14 protein-coding genes are annotated in these 13915 nt (G+C 69.3%); 6 read left to right on the forward strand and 8 right to left on the reverse strand.

Features of this window, described 5'->3' with window-relative positions:
- Nucleotides 1–2 precede the first annotated feature (2 nt).
- Nucleotides 3–980 carry a tripartite tricarboxylate transporter substrate binding protein gene (locus tag D9599_RS10100; RefSeq protein WP_198381109.1) on the reverse strand — a complete coding sequence of 326 codons (978 nt, stop codon included), beginning with the start codon at nt 978–980 and terminating at the stop codon, nt 3–5.
- Between the two features lie 115 nt (nt 981–1095).
- Between D9599_RS10100 and D9599_RS10105 the strand changes: the two genes are divergently transcribed.
- A complete protein-coding gene (locus D9599_RS10105; protein ID WP_198381110.1) occupies nt 1096–2082 on the forward strand; it encodes a hypothetical protein in 987 nt (328 codons plus the stop codon).
- Nucleotides 2083–2148: 66 nt separating this feature from the next.
- Here the strand turns inward: D9599_RS10105 and D9599_RS10110 are convergent, their stop codons facing one another.
- Complete coding sequence (locus tag D9599_RS10110; protein ID WP_198381111.1) at nt 2149–2841, reverse strand: Crp/Fnr family transcriptional regulator; 693 nt, start codon at nt 2839–2841, stop codon at nt 2149–2151.
- A 218-nt stretch (nt 2842–3059) separates the two neighbouring features.
- Between D9599_RS10110 and D9599_RS10115 the strand changes: the two genes are divergently transcribed.
- A complete protein-coding gene (locus tag D9599_RS10115; protein WP_198381112.1) occupies nt 3060–4073 on the forward strand; it encodes a 2-hydroxyacid dehydrogenase in 1014 nt (337 codons plus the stop codon).
- Here the strand turns inward: D9599_RS10115 and D9599_RS10120 are convergent.
- From D9599_RS10120 to D9599_RS10135, 4 genes are all read right to left on the reverse strand, one after another.
- The gene (locus D9599_RS10120) at nt 4070–4837 is read right to left on the reverse strand and encodes a Crp/Fnr family transcriptional regulator (protein WP_198381113.1); all 768 of its coding nucleotides are present in this window, start codon (nt 4835–4837) and stop codon (nt 4070–4072) included. The two genes, D9599_RS10115 and D9599_RS10120, sit on opposite strands and share 4 nt — an antisense overlap.
- A 182-nt stretch (nt 4838–5019) precedes the next feature.
- Nucleotides 5020–6363 carry an NAD(P)/FAD-dependent oxidoreductase gene (locus tag D9599_RS10125; protein WP_198381114.1) on the reverse strand — a complete coding sequence of 448 codons (1344 nt, stop codon included), beginning with the start codon at nt 6361–6363 and terminating at the stop codon, nt 5020–5022.
- 101 nt (nt 6364–6464) lie between these two features.
- Nucleotides 6465–7268 carry a DUF2243 domain-containing protein gene (locus D9599_RS10130; RefSeq protein ID WP_198381115.1) on the reverse strand — a complete coding sequence of 268 codons (804 nt, stop codon included), beginning with the start codon at nt 7266–7268 and terminating at the stop codon, nt 6465–6467.
- The gene (locus D9599_RS10135; protein ID WP_198381116.1) at nt 7265–7636 is read right to left on the reverse strand and encodes an SPW repeat protein; all 372 of its coding nucleotides are present in this window, start codon (nt 7634–7636) and stop codon (nt 7265–7267) included. Before D9599_RS10135 ends, D9599_RS10130 begins: the two co-directional genes overlap by 4 nt.
- Nucleotides 7637–7953: 317 nt before the next feature.
- On the opposite strand from D9599_RS10135, the gene D9599_RS10140 reads away from it, so the two are divergent.
- The 3 genes from D9599_RS10140 to D9599_RS10150 all read left to right on the forward strand — a co-directional run bounded on the left by D9599_RS10140 (nt 7954) and on the right by D9599_RS10150 (nt 10971).
- Entirely contained in the window at nt 7954–8154 is a 201-nt protein-coding gene (locus D9599_RS10140; protein ID WP_198381117.1) for a hypothetical protein, read from the forward strand.
- Nucleotides 8147–9301, forward strand: a complete 1155-nt coding sequence (locus D9599_RS10145) for a patatin-like phospholipase family protein (RefSeq protein ID WP_198381118.1) — start codon at nt 8147–8149, stop codon at nt 9299–9301. The genes D9599_RS10140 and D9599_RS10145 overlap by 8 nt, the downstream gene beginning before the upstream one ends.
- 728 nt (nt 9302–10029) lie before the next feature.
- The gene (locus tag D9599_RS10150; RefSeq protein ID WP_198381119.1) at nt 10030–10971 is read left to right on the forward strand and encodes a glycerophosphodiester phosphodiesterase family protein; all 942 of its coding nucleotides are present in this window, start codon (nt 10030–10032) and stop codon (nt 10969–10971) included.
- A gap of 302 nt (nt 10972–11273) precedes the next feature.
- Here the strand turns inward: D9599_RS10150 and D9599_RS10155 are convergent, their stop codons facing one another.
- Nucleotides 11274–12128, reverse strand: a complete 855-nt coding sequence (locus tag D9599_RS10155) for a manganese catalase family protein (protein WP_198381120.1) — start codon at nt 12126–12128, stop codon at nt 11274–11276.
- Between the two features lie 381 nt (nt 12129–12509).
- A complete protein-coding gene (locus tag D9599_RS10160) occupies nt 12510–12962 on the reverse strand; it encodes a response regulator (RefSeq protein ID WP_232480345.1) in 453 nt (150 codons plus the stop codon).
- A 159-nt stretch (nt 12963–13121) separates the two neighbouring features.
- Between D9599_RS10160 and D9599_RS10165 the strand changes: the two genes are divergently transcribed.
- A complete protein-coding gene (locus D9599_RS10165; RefSeq protein WP_198381121.1) occupies nt 13122–13874 on the forward strand; it encodes a Crp/Fnr family transcriptional regulator in 753 nt (250 codons plus the stop codon).
- Nucleotides 13875–13915 lie beyond the last annotated feature (41 nt).

The raw sequence follows: 13915 nt of genomic DNA on the forward strand, positions 1-13915 counted from the left end.
CGTCAGTCTGCCTTGATGCCCGCGCGTGCGACGAGGACGCGGAAGCGCTCCATCTCCGAGGCGATAAGGTGGCTGAAGGCCTGGGGCGAGCGGGCGGCGGGATCGGCGCCCTCCGTCGCCAGGCGCTCGCGCATCTCGGGGCCGGAGATGACGGCGTTGAGCTTGGCGTTCATCACCTCGACGAGGGCGGACGGCGTGCCGACGGGGGCGACCAGGCCGTGCCACTGCACGAGTTCGAAGCCGGGCAGCGCTTCCTGGCTCACGGGCAGAAGGCCGGGGATGGAGGCGGAGGGGCTGGCGGCGCTGATGCCGAGGGCGATGAGCTGTCCGTCGCGCACGCCCGGCATGACCACGGGCGCCCCGGCGAAGCTCGCCTTCAAGCGGCCAGCGAGGAAGTCAGCGAGCATGGGGCCATTTCCGCGGTAGGGGATGTGGACGAGCTCAATCCCCGCGGCATCGGCGAAGGCGGCCATGGTGATGTGGGAGGCGGCGCCGTTGCCGGCGCTGCCGTACTCGATCCGGCCGGGATTGTCGCGGGCATGGGCGATGAACTCCGCCGCCGTGCGAACGGGCAGGGAGGGATGCACCGCGAGCACGCTCGGTAGGGTGGCGACGAGGGCGACAGGCGCGAAGTCCCGGATCGGATCGTAGGTGATCTGGGGATAGAGCCAGGGGTTCACCGCCAGCGTACCGATATGACCCCAAAGAAGCGTGTGGCCGTCCTTCGGCGCCCGCGCGACAGCGGTGGCGCCGACTGTTCCGCCCGCGCCGCCGCGGTTCTCGATCACCACGGGGTTGCCGCCCAGTGCGACCTGCAGCCGCTGGGCGAGGGGCCGGGCGAGAAGGTCGTTCGACCCGCCGGGCGGGAAGGGCACGACGATGGTGATGGGGCGCTGCGGCCAGGCTGCCTCCTGCGCGCGAAGGAGGGAGGGGGCGGCCAGTGCGGCGATGGCGCCCGGCACCAGGTGACGGCGCAGCATGGGGGACGTTCCGTTCCGGTTTTCGCCAGTCTGCTGTCCCGGGCCCGCGCGGGGCAAGGCGGCTGGCAGCCCGGCCGGGCCGCGCCATGATGCGTCGGCCGGAGGAGTGATTCCCATGACCACCCTTGTCCTCGCCTGCGCGCCCTATGACCGCGTGCGGCCGCTCTTCGACGGGCGGGTGAGGGTAGAGGGGGTGGAGATCGTGCCCGTTCCCATCGCCTCCGAGCAGAGCTTCCCGCGGGCGGTGCAGCGGGCGGAGTTCGACGCGAGCGAGCTGTCGCTGAGCAGCCAGCTGATGCAGGTCTCGCGCGGGGAGGGGGAGTATGTGGCGCTGCCCGTCTTCGTCTCCCGCGCCTTCCGGCACGGGGCTATCTATCTTCGGCGTGACGCGGGGATTGCGGAACCGAAGGACCTTGAGGGGCGGCTGGTCGGCATCCCCGAGTACCAAATGACCCTCGGCCTCTGGGTGCGCGGGATCCTCGCCGACGAGCACGGGGTGGAGGTGAACGCGATCCGCTACCGCACGGCGGGCACGAATGCCGCGGGGCGGCGGGAGCGGCTGCCGCTGGAGCTGCCTGCGGGGATGGACGTGGCGCCATTGGCCGAAGGAGACACGCTGAACGCGGCGCTGCTGCGGGGCGAGCTGGACGCGATCTTCTCGCCGACGCCGCCCGCGGCCTTCACGGAAGGTGACCCGCGGGTGGTCCGGCTGTTCCCGGAGGTGAAGGCCGCGGAGATCGCCTATCACCGCCGCACGGGGTTCCATCCGATCATGCATGTGATCGGCATCCGCCGGGCGGTGCTGGCGCGCGATCCCAGCCTCGCCCGACGGCTCTACGACGGCTTCCTGAAAGCAAAGCGCCTGGCCATGGCGGAGTGGGACAAGGCGCTCCGGGCTTCCACCCTGCCGGCGATGATTCCCTGGCTACCCCAGGCCTGGGAGGAGACGCGAGCGGTGCTGGGCACGGACCCCTGGACCTACGGCGTCTCGGCCAACCGGGCGGAGCTGAAGGCGATCCTGCGCTGGTCCGCGGAGCAGCACCTCTCGCGCCGGTGCCTGGAACTAGAGGAGGTCTTCGCCCCCGGCACGCTCGATACCTGAACCCCGGTGGGGCGCCTCCGCCCTCGCCCGGTGGGGCGCCCCTCCGCCCTCGCCCGGCGGGGCGCCTCAGGCGGCCTCGGCGCGCTCCTGCAGCCCGTGCCGGTTGCGGATCGTCACCTGGCGGCCGGAGGGAAGGTCGATCAGCCCATCCTGGCGCAGCTTCGTCAGCTGGCGGCTGACGGTCTCGATGGTCAGGCCCAGCACGTCCGCGATCTCGGCTCGGGTGAGGGGCAGGTCGAAGGTGGTGGCGCCGGCGGCGCAGCGCTGGCCGAGATGGCCGGCCATGTCCAGCAGGAAGGCCGCCACCTTTTCCCCGGCGGTCATGCGGCCGAGCAGCAGCATGCGCGCGCGGGCCTCGTCCAGCGCCGCCAGGGTGCGGCGAAGGAGCAGGCGCTCCAGCCGGGCATGGTGCTCCAGCGCGGCTTCGAAGGGCTTGCGCGGAAAGACGCAGAGCTCAACCTCGGTCAGCGCGGTGACGCTCTGCTCGGCCTCCTCGGCGAAGGGGCGGCCCACGAAGTCTGAGGGGTAGAGCAGCCCCACGATCTGCTCCCGCCCGTCCGCGGTGGCGGCGCTGATCTTCAGCACGCCCGAGAGGAGGTTGGCGCAGACCACCGCCTCCTCCCCGGCCCAGAGCAGCGTCTCGCCCTTTTCCAGGCGGCGGCTGCGGCCGAGGCGGTTCAGGGTCTCGAGGTCGGGATCCGAGAGACTGCCGCAGATGGAGCGGTCGCGGACCTGACACTCCGAGCAGACTTGAGTCATCGCATCCCACCGCTTTCGTAACTGGATTGTGAGTATAAAGCTTCCGCGGCGTGGATGGGGTCAATTTTCGTGATGGGCGCAGCGCGGAACGCGAATGGCGCTCCTTCCTGGAGCGCCGCCTCAGGAGCCAGGCGTGAGTGGGCCGGTGGGTTGATCGCAAGGTAAGGCGGCGCCATGACGAACGGGGCCCACCCGCCCCTGTCGCCAGGAGAACCTGCATGAGGGTCGCTGTCTTCAGCGCCAAGCGATACGACCGTGTCCTGCTGGCCGAGGCGAACGCCGCCCATGGCCATGAACTGGTCTTCCAGGAGGCACGGCTGGAGGCGGGGACGGTGGCGCTGGCGACCGGCTTCCCGGCGGTGAGCGTCTTCGTGAACGACGACGTGGGGGCGGAGGTTCTTGCGGCCCTGGCGGCCGGGGGCACGCGGCTGGTGGCCACGCGCTCCACCGGCTTCAACCAGATCGACCTGGAGGCGGCGGCGTGGCTGGGCATCCGCGTGGTGCGGGTGACGGACTACTCCCCCTATTCCGTCGCAGAATTCGCGGTAGGGCTGCTGCTGGCGCTGAACCGGCACCTCCACCGCGCCTATGAGCGGACGCGGAGCGGGAACTTCGAGCTCGACGGGCTGATGGGCTTCGACCTGCATGGCCGGACTGTGGGGGTGATCGGCACGGGCAAGATCGGGCGGGTCTTCGGGCGGATCATGGCGGGGTTCGGCTGCCGGGTGATCGGGCACGACCCCGTGCCGCACCCGGATTTCGAGGCCTGCGGCGGGCGCTATGCCGCGTTGGAGACGGTGATGGCGGAGGCCGACGTGCTCTCCCTCCACTGCCCGCTGACGCCGGGGACGCGGCATCTGGTGAACGCGGAGAGCCTTGCCCGCGTGCGGCGCGGGCTGCTCTTGGTGAACACGAGCCGCGGCGGGCTGGTGGATACGCAGGCCGCGATCGACGCGTTGAAGGAGGGGCGGCTCGGAGGCCTCGCGATCGACGTCTACGAGCAGGAGGCGGACCTGTTCTTCCGCGACCTCTCCTCGGACATCATCGCGGACGACCTCATCCAGCGGCTCGTCTCCTTCCCGAACGTGCTCCTGACCGGGCACCAGGCCTTCTTCACACGGGAGGCCATCGGCACGATCCTCTCGACGACGCTGGCCAGCATCACCGCCTTCGAACGCGGGGAGCGGCTGGAAAACGAGATCAGCGCACCCGGAAGCCAGCGCCCGGGCTAGCGCTCCTCCCCGTTGCCCCGCCCGCCCGGCAGGCGGCGCATGTGGAGGTAGGCGGGGTCGAACATCGCGAGGTTCTGCAGCGCCTCGCGCTGGAGGACGGAGATCACGGGCCGCTGCCAGGAGATCAGCTCGTCCCGCCGGAGGTCCTGAAGCACGCGGTTCACGTGGACGTTGGAGAGGCCGAGCGCGTCCGCGATGTCGTTCTGCGTCACCGGCATCTGGAAGGTGCCGCCCTCGGCGAGGCCCACGGCCTCGAAGCGGAGCAGCATCTCGCAGATGAGGTGCGCGATGCGCTCATGCGCGGTGCGGCGACCCAGGCCGATCATCCAGGCGCGGAAGATCGCGGCGTCGATCAGCGTCTCCCGCCAGAAAGCGTGGATCAGGCGCGGGTGCTGCTCGAGGGCGCGGTGGATGTGCTCATGCGCGATGAAAGCGACGCTGGTTGGCATTATCGCGCCGACGCTGTGGTCCATGATCTGCAGGTGCAGGCTCTGCAGGTCGGGGATGTCACCGGGGGGATGGAAGGCCATGATCTGGCGACGGCCGTCCGGCAAGAGGGCGTAGCGGCAGACGAAGCCGGTGAGGACGAGGCAGCAATGGCCCGGCCGGTCGCCGCCGCGCACGACGTCCTGGCCCTCCGCGAAGTCGCGGAGGATGAGGGGCAGCTCCATCAGCGCCTGCCGCTCCGTATCGTCGAGGAGCGTGGTGCTCTCCAGCCGGCGCACGAGGCGGTGGCGTTCGTGGGAAGGGCTCTGTGATGGCAAGTGCTGTTTCCTCGGGGAGGGGAAAGACCGCTTTTCCCCAAGGGCGCCGAGCCCGTGGGCCTGTCTAGGCCACCACTGCGGGCGCGAAGACTGACCTATGATGCGATCCTGCCGGCCGGCCGCAAGATGCCGCCGCGCGCAGGGGCCGCCCGGGGAGCGCGCCGCCGAAGCCCAGCGGGGGATCAGCCACCTGTCAGTTCCGGCTGGCGGGGCGGTTCGGCCTTCTCCTTCACAGCGGAAGCCTCGGGCGCGGGCGGGCGGCGGGTGATCAGCCGGGCGCCGCGCTGGAAGGTGATGTAGCTCCAAAACCACTCGAAGGAGACGACGACGCGGCTGCGGAAGCTGATGAGGTAGTAGACATGGGCGATCCCCCAGAACCACCAACCGAGCAGCCCCTTCAGCCGGAAGCCGTCCATGGCCACGACCGCGGAGCGGCGGCCGATGGTCGCGAGGTCGCCGTGGTGGCGATAGGAGAAGGGGGGCGGTGCCGGCTGGCCCTTCGCGCGGGCGGCGATGACCCCCCCGACATAGCGGCCCATCTGCTTGGCCGCGGGAGCATTGCCGGGGATCGGCTTGCCCTGCCCGTCCTTGGCGGTGACGAGGTCGCCCACGGCGAAGATCTCGGGATGGCCAGGCACGGAGAGGTCGGTGCCCGCGGCGACGCGGCCGGCGCGATCCCGCTCCGCCCCGATCCAGGCGCCGGCGGGGGAGGCGACGACGCCCGCGGCCCAGACGGTGGTGCTCGCCGCGATCCGTTCCTCTCCCAGGCTCACGCCCCCGGCGTCGCAGCCGGTGACGCGGGCGCCGGTGCGGACCTCCACCCCCATGCCCTCGAGGGAACGTCGCGCGTAGGAGGAGAGGTCCTCGGGGAAGCTGGCCAGGAGGCGCGGCCCGGCTTCCACGAGCACGATGCGGGCGCGGCGGGGGTCAACGCGGCGGAACTCGCGCTTCAGGGCCTGGCGGGCGAGCTCGGCCATGGCGCCGGCCAGCTCCACCCCCGTCGGGCCGCCGCCGACCACGACGAAGGTGAGGAGCCGCTGCCGCTCGGCCTCGTCCAGCGCCATCTCGGCGCGCTCGAAGGCGGTGAGCAGGCGGCGACGGATCTCGGTCGCGTCCTCAATCGTCTTGATACCCGGCGCGAAGGGCGCCCAGTCGTCGTGGCCGAAATAGGAATGGGTCGCGCCCGTCGCGAGGACGAGGATGTCGTAGGGGATGAGGACGCCGTCAGCCATTACGCGGCGTGCCACGGGATCGATGCCCGAGACCTCGGCCATCAGGACCGTGACGTTCTCCTGCCGGCGGAAGATGCTGCGGACGGGCCAGGCGATGTCGCCGGGGGAGAGGGCAGCCGTTGCCACCTGGTAGAGGAGTGGCTGGAAGAGGTGGTGGTTCTGCCGGTCGATGATCGTCAGCTCCACCGGGGCATCCGAGAGCGCGCGCGCGGCCTCAAGCCCGCCGAAGCCGGCGCCGAGGATGACGACGCGGAGCGGGCGGCCCCCGCCCGGCGGGGAGGTGTCGGTGCTCATCGGCTGGCCCCTGTCTCTGCCGGCCCGGCCCGCCGCCTGGGAAGGCGGCGGGTTGCCCGTGATGGATCCGGGTGGGAACGCGGCCCCGCGGGGCCGGTTCCCTAGGCTGGCCGCTGTGTCCAGGCGAGGCATCCCCCGGTGATGGCGGAGCTGCCCACCAGGAGGGCGCCGCGGCGGTAAAGTTCGAGGACCGAGCCGCCGTCCCGCATGTCCACCGCGAGCAGGCCGCCGGAGGGATCGCTCCAGGCCACGCGGCCGCCGGCGGCGATAGCGGCGGCGAAGGCCGCCTCGGGGGCAAGACCCTCGCGGAACAGCACCAGCACCGTGGTGCTGCCGGCGGGTGAGAGGGCCGCGACCGGGCCGGAGGCAACGACGATGGCGGCGAGCGCGGCCGCGACCGCCCCGCCATAGCCGCCGCCCGCCGGGGGCTCCGCGCGCCGGCGCAGCAGCAGGCCGGCCAGGAGCGGCGGCACGCCGATGACGACGAGCCAGCCGATGTCCCAGAGGAGCGGGTCAGGCACGTCCACGCGGATGCGGTGGATGCCGACGATCCAGTGGAAGACGACCACGTCCACCACCTGCCAGACGCCGAAGCCGAGCAGCACGGCCCCGAGCAGCCGCGCGCCGGAACCGCCGGCCAGCCCCTGGCGGCGGCGCCAGAGCAGCGCGAGACCGAGGGCGGCGATGAGGTAGACGACGACGTGGAACATACCGTCCGCCAGGATCTGCGCGCGGATGTCGCGCAGCGCCTCCCCCGGGACAAGGGAGAGGAAGTGGTGCCACTGGAGCACCTGGTGGAGCATGATTCCGTCGAAGAAGCCGCCGAGCGCGAAGCCGAGCACGCCGGCCGCGAAGGCGGGGCCTCCTGCCAGACCCCGGGCGGGCCGGCCGATGATGGCGTTCATGCCCGGTCGGTCAGGGTAGTGGTGTCGGGCGTGGTGCGGGTGATGAGGCTCGCCATGACCTCGAAGGCGCCGAGGATGAGGTGGGGCAGCCAGACATAGCCGGAGAAGCCGAAGAGCCAGGGCGAGACGGCCAGCAGCAGGCCGGCGACGAGATCGAGGCCGAGATGCACGGGCATCGGGATGACGCGCACGACGCCGAGCTCGTAATCGGTCATCAGCGAGCTGGCGAGGAGGACGAGGCCGATGACGACCGCGATCCACTGCGCGCTGCCGCCGTCGGCGAAGCCGAAGATCCAGGGAGAGGCGGCGATCACGATGCCCGCGACGTAATCGATCATGCCGTGCGTGCGGGTGGAGACGAATCTCATGGGCGCTCTTTCGTGTTCGGGTGGATCGGCGGCGACCTGGCTATCCTGCCTTCGGACATGCGCGGCAGCCCTTGGCCTGTTGCCCGGCGCGGTCTGGGCGTGCGGCAGTTGGCGCTGTGTCGGCGCTGCTGGATGGCCGGGCACTCCCTGCGCGACGGTCGCCGCCCGGTCATTCTCGGCTACCCGGATGGAACGCCTTTAACCTGTGCAAGCGGCCACGCCTCTTCCTTAAAGCGTGATGCGCGGCGGCGGCCAAACCGCGGCGCCGTCGCGAGCGTTCGATAAGGCGGAAGGAATCTGGCAAGAGGAGCGGCAACATGACCACGGCCAAGAAGGCGGACCGGCGTGCGGAGGAGACGGGCTCGGGCAAGGGCGGCGTGAGCAACGAGGCCGGGCCGTCGGCGGGCACGGGGCGCCTGGCCGAGAACGAGCCACACCACGATAACCAGCGCGACATCGGCGGCACTGGCTCCCCGAAATCCGACGGAGGACGGCCCGGCCACAAGGCGAATGCCTGAGGGGCTGGGCGAAGGCACCGCACCCGACCCATCCCGCCAGGGGGAGATGACGGTCCTCGTCCTCTCCGGCGGGATCGCGCTCGGGGCTTTCGAGGCAGGGGTCTATGCGGGGCTGGCCGAAGCCGGCCGGGCAGAACCCGACTGGCTGCTCGGCTCCTCTGCCGGGGCGCTGAACGCCGCCATCATTGCCGGCAACCCGCCGGGAAGGCGGGTGGAGGCACTGCGCCAGTTCTGGAAGGGCGTTTCAGGGGACCCGACCCCCTGGACTTCCTTTCTGCTCGGCCCACCACCGTCAGCCGGGGCTTGGCGGCGTGCCTATGGCAAGGCGGCGGTGATGCAGTCGCTCCTGCTCGGCCGCCCAGGGCTTTTCCAGCCGCGGATCATGGGCGGCGACCTCGCGGGCCGGGCGCCGTCGCTATACGACCTCGCGCCGTTGCGGCGTCGCCTGCCGGACTGCCTCGACTTCGAGCGGCTGAACCACGCCTCCGCGCCGCGGCTGAGCGTCGTCGCGACTGATGTGGTGAGCGGCGAGCGAGTTGTGTTCGACACGCGGCGGGACCGGATCGGGCCGGAGCACCTGCTCGCCTCCTGCGCGCTGCTGCCGGTCTTCGCGCCGGTGGAGGTAGAGGGACGGTTGCTGGGGGATGGCGGGCTCTCCTCCAACGCGCCGCTCGACCTGCTGCTTGGCGAGGTCGGGGAAGAGCCGGTGTTCTGCCTCTTGGTGGAGCTTTTCGCGCAGCGGGGAAGCCGGCCCCGCACGCTCGCGGCCTCGGCGTCGCGCGCTGGGGATCTCGCCTTCGGCAACCAGACGCGGCGGCTGGTGGAGGCCTGCGAGCGCGAGTTCCGCCTGCGCGCCCTGATCGCGGAGGTGGCGGAGCGGCTGCCGCCCGCGCTGCGCGAGGGGCGGGAAATCGGCCCCCTGCTACGTGAAGCTGGCGGGCCGCGCCGGCTGACCTTGCTGGTGCTCGGTCAGCGCGCCGGGCTGGACGAGGCAGGGTTGGGAAAGGTCTTCGACTTTTCGCCGCTGGCGGTGGAGGAGCGCTGGTTGGCCGGGGCGGCGGCCCTGCGCGAGGGGCTTCGGCGGATTGGGGAAGAAGCCGGCCAAATCGCGGCGCCGGGGTTGGTGCTGCACGAGGTGGAAGGGTGATGCGTCAGTCATCCCGGTGGTGACCAGGGTCGGGTCCGCAGCCGGGTTGACGGCAGCTGCGGTTCACGGCCACCTCGTCTCGAATTCTTTGCCGGTCAGCGTCTTGAATGCAGAGCGCGACGAAGGTGCGGTGTTCTCTGCTTGGTTGAGTGGACCGAAGAACCTTCGGCCGAATGAACGTTGGGCGGTGCTCTCTCCGGATCATAGAGCGTTCCGATGAACTCCATAGCGATCGGCACGACATTTCGTGGATGTTGCCCAGCGATGAATTCTGAATGGCTGCTGAGGAAGAACGGAAGAAGCGGGGTGCGTGGGCCTGCAATAACCCAGGTGTCTGACATCTGACATCCGAGGTCTAGAGGGGAAAAGGACATTTTTCGTTAAGATTTCTTTTCGATGTATTTGAAGTGCATCACCATGCCACGTCCAAGATTTATTCTTGTCGGCGTTTTTTCCATTCACCCGAGTGGATGAGCCATTATGAAATTTTTGCTTCGAGCGGTATTCCCTAAGCGTCTGATTTCTCGCCCTGGCACGGCAGTTGCGGCGGAAGCGGTGTCTACAACTCTGAGGACGCCCTTATGGTCGCACACTGCTTCACTGTTCTTCACCGGGTTCTTCCCGTAACACGGCTCTCGACTGCGCTGGTCGTTGCTTCGGCTCTTTCTACTGTTACCGCGCAAGCGGCGCCCCTGCTCGGCGGATCCACCCTGAGCGGCGAGCCTCCCTTGATCATCAATCATCGCGGCGCCAGCGGCTACCTGCCCGAGGAGACGCTGGAGGCCTATCAGCTCTCGGTCGCCATGAGGGCGGACTACCTGGAGGGCGACGTGTACACCACGCGCGACGGGGTCGCCGTGATGCTTCACGACGGCACGCTGAACGCCACGACGAATGTGGTGAGCTACGCGAGCACGCATCCCGCGATCGCTGCCCTTCGGTCGCCGAACGGCACCTACAACGTCAACAACTTCACCTACTCGCAGCTGCAGCAGCTTACCGCGACCATCCGCAACGCGAACGGCTACGGCACCGACCGCAGCTTCTACGACCCGACCCGCGACTACAAGATGATCAGCCTCGCGCAACTGGCCGACTATACTTACCAGACGGCCCAGACGACTGGGCAGAACCTCGGCATCTATCCGGAGGCTAAGCAGAGCGGCCTGGCGGTGGTCGATGCCATTCTCGCCGTCCTGAACGACCCGAAATACAATGGCTACTTCAGCGCCGGATCGGGGCACGCCATCCTGCAGTCCTTCGACCCTGCGCAGGTCCAGTACATGAATACGGTGACCGGCCTGCCGCTCGCCCAGCTCGGCGTCTGCCCGACCACCGCGGCGCAGGCCCAGGCGATCAAGGCCTATGCCGACGGCGTCGGGCCATCCATCAGCCAGGTGACCCAGGCTTGCGTCGACATCGCCCATGCCGCCAGGCTGACGGTGCATCCCTACACCTTCCTGAACAATCCCGCGCAGTACGCCCAGTTCTACGCGTTCGGGGTGGACGGCGTGTTCACCAACTTCGCCGACATCGCCAGGGCGGAGCGTGACAAGGCCTACGGGCCCGTGGCGGTGCCCGAGCCCGCTTCCCTCGCGCTGTTCGGCGTGGGGCTGCTGGGCATGGGTCTGGTGCGCCGCCGCGGCGCGACGCGCCGGCCGCAGGCCTGAACCACTTAGGTATTGCTGGGCTGCGCCAACCGCGGTTCAGGTGACGGAGGCCGGGCGCTCGGGCGCCCGGCCTTTTTCGTGCCGGGACCGGTAATCCCCCTGCCTTTCCTCGGGGAGCCGAGCAACAAATCCCCTCGGTTGATTCGCTTTTCAGTCGCCGGTCGCGTATATCGAGGGCAGGCCGCTGCGTGCTCCTCCAAGCGCCGGCGGCTCAGGGCCGGCTTGAGGCACCCGCCTGCCTCGCCGGCCCGCCTTCCCGGTTCTCCGAGAGGCGCGCGACCCTGGGCCGCGCGCCGCTGCCGTCAGTTCTTCGGCGAGGTCATCGGCGGCTGGGTGGAGGTCTGCTCCACCTGCGCGCCGCCGTCCGGGCGGGCTGGGGAGAGTTCCGGCACCTGGCCGAGCGGCTTTGAGATCATTGCCTCGAACTGGCCCTTGCCGTCGAGCGAGGGGCCGGTCGTCCAGCGGCCCTCGGGCACCGTGCCGTCCACGCCGTGCACGAAGAAGGCGTAGGCGAACTCGCCCTTCTCCTGCGACTGCGGGAAGCTGTTCGGGATGGGCAGCGCCGCCTCCTTGCCGCCCAGATCCTCGATGACGGCCAGCCACTGCTGCTGGTGCATCGTGTCCCGCGCGATAAGGAAGGAGAGCATGTCCTTCATCCCGGCATCATCGGTCATGTTGTAGAGGCGCACGGCGAGCGCGCGGCCCGTCGATTCGGCGGCGACGTTGGCGTACATGTCGGCGACGATGTTGCCGCTGGCATAGACGTGGCTCGCGTTGAAGGGCACGCCGTTGCAGTTCTCGGGCGTGGCGCCGAGGCCGGTGGAGAGGATGTGGCGCAGGTTCATGCCGTTCAGCACGGCGCCGGCCATGGTATCCTTCGACATCTCCTCCTGGAAGGAGAGCGGCGCGCCCTCAAGGTTCAGGGCGACGGCGGTGGAGAGCATCTCGACATGGCCGATCTCCTCCGTGCCGGTGTTCAGCAGCATCTCCCGGTACTTCATCGGGCCGCGTGAGCCCCAGGACTGGAAGAGGTACTGCATCATGACGCGGATCTCGCCCTCCACGCCGCCAATCGCCTGCTGCAGCGCTCGGGCGAAGACGGGATTGGGCTTGTCGACACGGACAGGGTACTGAAGGCGGGGCGTGCTGAAGAACATGCGGGCTTCCTTCTACGGCGGTCGTTCTATCGTCGGAAACGCGCATGTGCGCGCGCGCGATGCGCAGTTCACCCGGAATAATGGACACGAGTGTTTGACCTGCGTCCCGCGCGATGGCTCAGCTCATCATTGGGCGTAACGACCCCATCCGGTTCCCGGCCGGCGGTGGCGGGGCGGGTTGCGGCGCGGCCGGTTGTCGCAACGGGGGGCGTGCCTGCAGCAGCTCGGTCTGACGCGGCGAGAGCGAGAGGACGAGGTGCAGCTGAAGGAGACGCCGGTTCAGCTCTGCCGGCTGCGGAAGCACTTTCATTGCGTAAGACAAGTCGCCTGGGCGGCGGCTGTCGTTAACATCTGACAGAACGGACCGCCGCGTCTGGGCCTTCAGCCGTGGCCGTTCGACGCCTCGCAGAGTTCGCGGAGCGCCTGCGCCAGTGAGCGGGGGTCGAAGGGCTTCTCCCAATATGGCACGTTCCGGAAGCGCGCGGGCAGGAAGCTGCGGTCATAGCCCGTCGCGAACACGAAAGGGATGTCTTGCGCGAGAAGCGCGTCGCCGACGAGGAAGCACGCCTCGCCCCCGAGATTCACGTCCAGCACGGCGAAGTCGATCGGGCCCGCGCTCTCGATCAGATTGAGCGCTTCTGAAAGGCGCGGCACCGGGCCGATCACCTCGGCCCCGAGTTCGCGCAGCGCCTCGGCGATGTCGTCGGCGATGAAGAACTCGTCCTCCACGACGAGGACGCGGCGGCTGGCGGGCGCCGCACCGGCGCCTCCTTGCGGCACAGGGAAGACCGAACCGCGAGGGGAGCGTCGCGGAAGGTCGGGAAGAGTTGTCATCGGCCAGCATCTCCCTCCGCGACGGTTCGCCACGGTTGAATTTGTGCTCGACCTAATCGCCATCTAGGTGAATTACATAGGTTAAGACTGCATCCGTTTGAAGGGCATATGCCTGTCATGGCCCCCTGTCGTGGCCCCCGTGGCATGACCGGAGTACCGATGGATCTTCTCGCCTCGAATCCTCTGATCCTGAAGTTGGAACAATTCACCCGGCTGTCGTTTGAGGAGAAGCAGCTCCTCAATGTCGCGGCGTCGGAAGGGGTGCGCCAGATCGGGCCGCGCGGCGACATCATCCGCGAGGGCGACCGGCCGCAGACGCTGAACATCGTGCTCTCGGGCTGGGCCTGCCGCTACAAGCACCTCGAGGACGGACGGCGGCAGATCATCTCCCTCGTTTTGCCGGGCGATTTCTGCGACAGCCACGTCTTCGTCCTGCGCCAGATGGACCACTCTATCGGCTCCCTCACCCCGGTGACCTATGCGCAGCTTCCGCGCCGGCGCGTGGAGGAGATGACGGCGAAGCACCCGCGCCTGAGCCAAGCCTTCCTGTGGGATGCGCTGGTGAACGCCGCTATCCAACGCGAATGGACGGTGAGCCTCGGGCAGCGCCACGCGCTGGAGCGGATGGCGCACCTCATGTGCGAGATCTTTCTCCGGCTGCGCGGCGTGGGGCAGACGGAGGGCAATTCCTGCGACCTGCCGCTCACCCAGGCGGGAATGGCTGACGCGATGGGGCTCTCGGTCGTTCACGTGAACCGAACGCTGCAGGAACTGCGCGCGATGAAGCTCATCGTGCTGAAGGGCCGAACGCTCACCATTCCCGATATTGCGGCCTTGCAGGATGCGGCGCAGTTCAATCCCAACTACCTCCACCTCGACGCGGAGGGACGGCATCTCGATGCGAATGACTAGGACCTGGCCGCGAATGCCGCCGGGGGCGGCGTCGCCGGGCC

It is taken from the genome of Roseomonas sp. KE2513, from assembly GCF_016107305.1.
Classification (GTDB): Bacteria; Pseudomonadota; Alphaproteobacteria; order Acetobacterales; family Acetobacteraceae; genus Roseomonas.

Coding starts and splice junctions, on each gene's coding strand:
- D9599_RS10130 (WP_198381115.1), bottom strand. CDS start 7,268: ATGAACGCCATCATCGGCCGGCCCGCCCGGGGTCTGGCAGGAGGCCCC.
- D9599_RS10160 (WP_232480345.1), bottom strand. CDS start 12,962: ATGACAACTCTTCCCGACCTTCCGCGACGCTCCCCTCGCGGTTCGGTC.
- D9599_RS10135 (WP_198381116.1), bottom strand. CDS start 7,636: ATGAGATTCGTCTCCACCCGCACGCACGGCATGATCGATTACGTCGCG.
- D9599_RS10115 (WP_198381112.1), top strand. CDS start 3,060: ATGAGGGTCGCTGTCTTCAGCGCCAAGCGATACGACCGTGTCCTGCTG.
- D9599_RS10165 (WP_198381121.1), top strand. CDS start 13,122: ATGGATCTTCTCGCCTCGAATCCTCTGATCCTGAAGTTGGAACAATTC.
- D9599_RS10145 (WP_198381118.1), top strand. CDS start 8,147: ATGCCTGAGGGGCTGGGCGAAGGCACCGCACCCGACCCATCCCGCCAG.
- D9599_RS10125 (WP_198381114.1), bottom strand. CDS start 6,363: ATGAGCACCGACACCTCCCCGCCGGGCGGGGGCCGCCCGCTCCGCGTC.
- D9599_RS10140 (WP_198381117.1), top strand. CDS start 7,954: ATGACCACGGCCAAGAAGGCGGACCGGCGTGCGGAGGAGACGGGCTCG.
- D9599_RS10100 (WP_198381109.1), bottom strand. CDS start 980: ATGCTGCGCCGTCACCTGGTGCCGGGCGCCATCGCCGCACTGGCCGCC.
- D9599_RS10105 (WP_198381110.1), top strand. CDS start 1,096: ATGACCACCCTTGTCCTCGCCTGCGCGCCCTATGACCGCGTGCGGCCG.
- D9599_RS10110 (WP_198381111.1), bottom strand. CDS start 2,841: ATGACTCAAGTCTGCTCGGAGTGTCAGGTCCGCGACCGCTCCATCTGC.
- D9599_RS10155 (WP_198381120.1), bottom strand. CDS start 12,128: ATGTTCTTCAGCACGCCCCGCCTTCAGTACCCTGTCCGTGTCGACAAG.